The 5,264-nt window shown below is 70.6% G+C and carries 2 protein-coding genes; both read left to right on the forward strand.

Translation table 11 applies throughout. From position 1 onward, the window contains the following. Positions 1–3,087, forward strand: a 3,087-nt coding sequence (locus tag ACWCQM_RS40710; RefSeq protein WP_450920101.1) for an SDR family NAD(P)-dependent oxidoreductase, incomplete at its 5' end; no start/stop codon positions are given. Positions 3,088–3,165: 78 nt separating this feature from the next. Next, a partial coding sequence (locus tag ACWCQM_RS40715) for a type I polyketide synthase (protein ID WP_450920102.1) occupies positions 3,166–5,264 on the forward strand: 2,099 nt, incomplete at its 3' end.

Here is a 5,264-nt window from a genome sequence, read left to right on the forward strand (position 1 = left end):
GGTGTGGATGTGGACTGGTCTGCGGCGTTCGTGGGGGCGGGTGCGTCGCGGGTGGATCTGCCGACGTATGCCTTCCAACGCCAACGCTACTGGCTGGAGACGGGATCCGGCGCGTCCGGGGCGGTGGCGGGACTTGGACTGGAGCCGGCCGAGCACCCTCTGCTGGGCGTAGCGGTCGAGCTGCCGGAATCGGGTGCGGTCGTCTTCGCGGGCCGGTTGTCGCTGCGCACGCATCCGTGGCTGGCGGATCATGCCGTCGCGGGCACGGTGCTGTTCCCGGGGACCGGTTTCGTGGAACTGGTGACAGCGGCCGGCGACCAGGTCGGATGCGGCACCGTCGAAGAGCTCACCCTCCAGACTCCACTCGTCCTTCCCGAGGCAGGAGGGATCCGGCTGCGGGTCACGGTCGGCGCCCCGGACGAGTCCGGCCGGCGCGACGTGAGTATCCACTCGCGGCCAGATGGCTCCGAACACGGTGACGAGTGGACACGGCACGCCGCCGGTGTGATGGCCGTGGCCGAGACCCAGGCACTTGCACCCGCACGAGATCTGACGGTGTGGCCTCCTGAGGGTGCGGTGGCTGTCGCAACGGACGACCTGTACGAGGACTTCGCCGACACCGGCTACGACTACGGACGGGCCTTCCAGGGCGTACAGGCGGCATGGCGGCGCGGCGACGAGGTCTTCGTCGAGGCTGCGCTGCTGGAGGAGCAGCAGGCGGAGGCGTCAAGGACGGCGCTGCATCCGGCGCTGCTGGACGCGGCACTCCACGGGCTGCGGCTGGGTGACTTCTACGCGGATCGGACCACGGTGCGACTGCCGTTCGCGTGGCGTGGCGTGTCCGTGAGCGCTGTCGGCGCGACGAGGGTACGCGTGGTGCTGGCCCCGGCGGGCGGCGATGCCGTCTCGGTGACGGTGGCCGACCACGAGGGACAGCCCGTCGCGGAGATCGAGTCCCTCGTCCTGCGAACGGTCGAGCCCGGCGGGTTCGAGGCCGGCAGGCGCGGCGACGAACTGTTCCGTGTGGAGTGGCAGCCGTCGCGCCAGGCTCTGCCGACGGTGCTCGGAGCGGGAGGGCACGGGGCGGTGGCCCTGGTCGGCCCGGACGAGTTCAAACTGCGCGTCGAGCTCACAGAAGCGGGCGGACCGTACACGGGTCTGGAGGCATACCCCGACCTCGCCTCGCTGGCCGGGGCCATCGAGGCGGGCGGGGCGGCCGTGCCGGACGTGGTGCTGGTCGCCTGCGTGTCCGGTCATGGCACCGACCGGGACATCGACGGGGCGGCAGCGGGAGTACGTACCGCGTTGGCAGACGCACTGACGACCATGCGGGCCTTGCTCGCCGAGGACCGCTTTGCCGCAACCCGACTGGTCTTCCTCACCCGGGGTGCCGTGGTGGTGAGCTCGGGAGAGCATCCCGACCTGCTGAACGCGCCGCTGTGGGGCCTGATCCGGTCGGCGCAGGCGGAGAACCCCGGCCGGTTCGTCCTGGTCGACCTCGACGGCGCCGAAGCGTCCCGTCTGGCTCTGCCCGGCGCGCTGGCGACCGACGAGCCGCAGCTCGCGGTGCGCGACGGTGAGATACTCCTCCCGCGCGTGGCACGCGTGGCCCCGGCACTGTCGGAGAAGTCCCCGACTCCGCCGGCACAGGACGACGGGGACGACGGCCTCGCCTTCGATCCGCTGGGCACCGTTCTGATCACCGGCGCTACCGGCGCACTCGGCGCAATGATCGCCCGGCACCTGGTGTCCGAACACGGAGTACGTCGACTGCTGCTGCTGAGCCGTCGCGGGCTCGCGGCCGACGGCGCCGCCGAACTCTGCACCGACCTGACCGCCCAGGGGGCGGAGGTGACACTGGCCCCCTGTGATGCCGCCGACCGCGAGGCGCTAGCGGATGTGCTCGCCGGTATACCCGCCGCTCATCCGCTCACAGCGGTCGTGCATGCGGCCGGTGTACTGGACGACGGGGTCATGACGACCATCACACAGGCGCAGATCGAGCGGGTGCTGCGGCCCAAGGTGGACGCCGCCCTCCACCTGCACGAGCTGACCGAGGGCCTGGACCTGTCCGCGTTCATCCTGTTCTCCGGGGCGGCCGGCACGCTCGGCACGGCAGGCCAGGGCGTCTACGCGGCGGCCAACGTGTTCCTCGACGCCCTGGCCCACCACCGCCACACGCGCAACCTGCCGGCTCAGGCGCTCGCCTGGGGCCTGTGGGCGGAGCGGAGCGGGATGACGGAGCGGCTCGGCGAGGGGGCCGTACAGCGGCTGTCCCGCATGGGCATCGCCGCGCTGGAGTCCGCACGCGGGCTGGCGCTGTTCGACGCGGCCCGGACGGTGAGCGACGCGGTGGTGCTGCCGATGCGACTGGACACGGCCGCGCTGCGCGCAGGTGCCCAGGGACAGACAATTCCTGCGGTGCTACGGGGGCTGGTGCGCCGTCCCGCCGCGGCCAGGTCGACCGCGGGCGCTGACGGCCGTGCCGAGCCCGGTTCGGTCACGGGTGCCGGGGCGGCGGCCGGAGGCGCTGAGGGCTTGCGGCAGCGGCTCGCGGAGCTCGGCGAGGACGAGCGGCGACGGGCCCTGCTGGACCTCGTGCGGACCCATGCCGCTACGGCCCTCGGCTACGCCACACCCGCGGGGGTCGAGGCGGGGCGGCACTTCAAGGACCTCGGCTTCGACTCGCTGACCGCGGTGGAACTGCGCAATCTGCTCAACGGAGCCACCGGGCTGCGGCTGCCCGCGACCCTGATCTTCGACTACCCGACCCCCGGCGCCCTGGCAGCCCACCTGACGGCAGAGCTCAGCCCGCCCGACGCGATGTCGCCGATCGATCAGGGACTCCGAGAGCTCGACGCGCTGGAATCCGTACTCACCTCCCTGACCGGGGACGATCCGTTCCGAGGACGCATCCAGTCCCGATTGCTGGAGCTCCTCGCGCGGTGTGACGCAGGCGCACCGGGTGGTGGAAGCCACGGCACCTCGGGGGCGCCTGCGTCTTCCGCTGCTGCTGTGTCCGTGACCGACCAACTCGAGTCGGCAAGCGACGACGACCTCTTCAGCTTCATCGACGAACAGATGTGAGCCCCCGGCGTTGCCGGACCGCTCGGGTCGACCTCCGGCGCGGCGTGAATTCTTGAAACACTGAGAGGGACAGCGGGGATGTCGAACGAGGAAAAGCTTCGGACCTATCTGAAGCGCGTCACCGGGGATCTGCACCAGGCCCGCCAGCGACTGCAGCAGTTGGAGGAAGCAGGCTCCGAACCCATCGCGATCACCGCGATGAGCTGCCGCTACCCGGGTGGCGTGGAGTCTCCGGGTGACCTCTGGGACCTCGTGTCGTCCGGCGGAGACGCCGTGTCCGGATTCCCGGACAACCGCGGTTGGGACCTCGACGGCCTCTACGACCCCGATCCCGAGCACAAGGGCACGTCCTATACCCGCGAGGGCGGATTCCTCCGCGACGCGGACCAGTTCGACCCGGAGTTCTTCGGGATCAGCCCACGCGAAGCCATGACGATCGACCCGCAGCAGCGCCTGTTGCTCGAAACCTCCTGGGAGGTCTTCGAGCGGGCCGGAATCGACCCGCTCTCGGTGCGAGGAACCCGGACGGGCGTATTCGCGGGCGTGATGTACGACGACTACGGGGCGGCGCGCATCTACGGCGGCACAGCGGACGAGTTCGAGGGCTACCTCATCAACGGCAGCGCCGCCAGCATCGCTTCGGGTCGTGTGGCGTACACGCTTGGTCTTGAGGGCCCTGCTGTGACGGTGGACACGGCGTGCTCGTCGTCGCTGGTCGCGCTGCATCTTGCGGTGCAGGCGCTGCGCAGTGGTGAGTGCACGCTCGCACTGGCGGGTGGCGTGACCGTGCTGTCCACGCCGTCGGTGTTCGTGGAGTTCAGCCGGCAGCGCGGGCTGTCCGTCGACGGCCGCTGCAAGTCGTTCTCGGACACGGCGGACGGTACGGGTTGGGGTGAGGGTGCGGGGATGTTGTTGCTGGAGCGGTTGTCGGATGCGCGGCGTAACGGTCATCCGGTGCTGGCGGTGGTGCGTGGTTCGGCGGTGAATCAGGACGGTGCGAGTAATGGTCTGACGGCGCCGAATGGTCCGTCGCAGCAGCGGGTGATCCGTGCGGCGCTGGCGAATGCGGGGGTGTCCGCGGCGGATGTGGACGCGGTGGAGGCGCACGGCACGGGGACGACGTTGGGTGATCCGATCGAGGCGCAGGCGCTTCTGGCCACCTACGGTCAGGATCGTCCGGCCGGCCGGCCGTTGTGGTTGGGGTCGTTGAAGTCGAACATCGGCCACGCGCAGGCTGCTGCGGGTGTGGGCAGTGTGATCAAGATGGTCCAGGCGATGCGGCATGGGGTTCTTCCTCGCACCCTGCATGTGGGTGAGCCGTCGTCGAAGGTGGATTGGTCGGCGGGTGCGGTCGAGCTTCTGACGGAGGCGCGTGAGTGGTCGGAGGGTGAGGGGCGTCCGCGTCGTGCGGGTGTGTCGTCGTTCGGTGTGAGCGGTACCAACGCGCACGTCATCCTGGAGCGGGCTCCGGAGCCGGACGCTGCTGAGGATTCGGATCCGGTTGCTCCGGCGGCGGTGCCGGCTGCCCTGCCGTGGGTGGTTTCAGGGCGTGGGGTTGACGCTTTGCGAGGGCAGGCTGCGCGGTTGCTGTCATATGTGGAGACCGATGGTGGGCTGTCGCCGGCGGGTGTCGGGCGCACGCTGATTTCGGGCCGTGCCGCGCTTCAGGACCGCGCTGTTGTGGTGGCCCCCGACCACGAGGGCCTGGTGAAGGGCCTGGGCGCCTTGGCTAGTGGCATGTCCACCCCGGGTCTGGTCGAGGGTTCCGTCGCTGAGGGGCGTGACCGGGTGGTGTTCGTGTTCCCGGGTCAGGGTTCGCAGTGGGCGGGTATGGCGGTGGGTCTGCTGGATGTGGCGCCGGTGTTCGCGGAGCGGATGGCGGAGTGCGGGCGGGCGTTGGCGCCGTTCGTGGACTGGGATCTGGACGCGGTGGTGCGTGGGGTTCCGGGTGCGCCGTCGTTGGAGCGGGTGGATGTGGTGCAGCCGGTCTCATGGGCGGTGATGGTGTCGCTGGCCGAGCTGTGGCAGTCGTACGGCGTCCTGCCCTCCGCGGTGGTGGGCCATTCGCAGGGTGAGATCGCCGCGGCCTGTGTGGCGGGTGGGCTGTCTTTGGAGGATGGTGCCCGGGTGGTGGCGTTGCGGTCGCAGGCCATCGCTGCCGGCCTGGCGGGGCGTGG

The organism is Streptomyces sp. NPDC002125, from assembly GCF_053593715.1.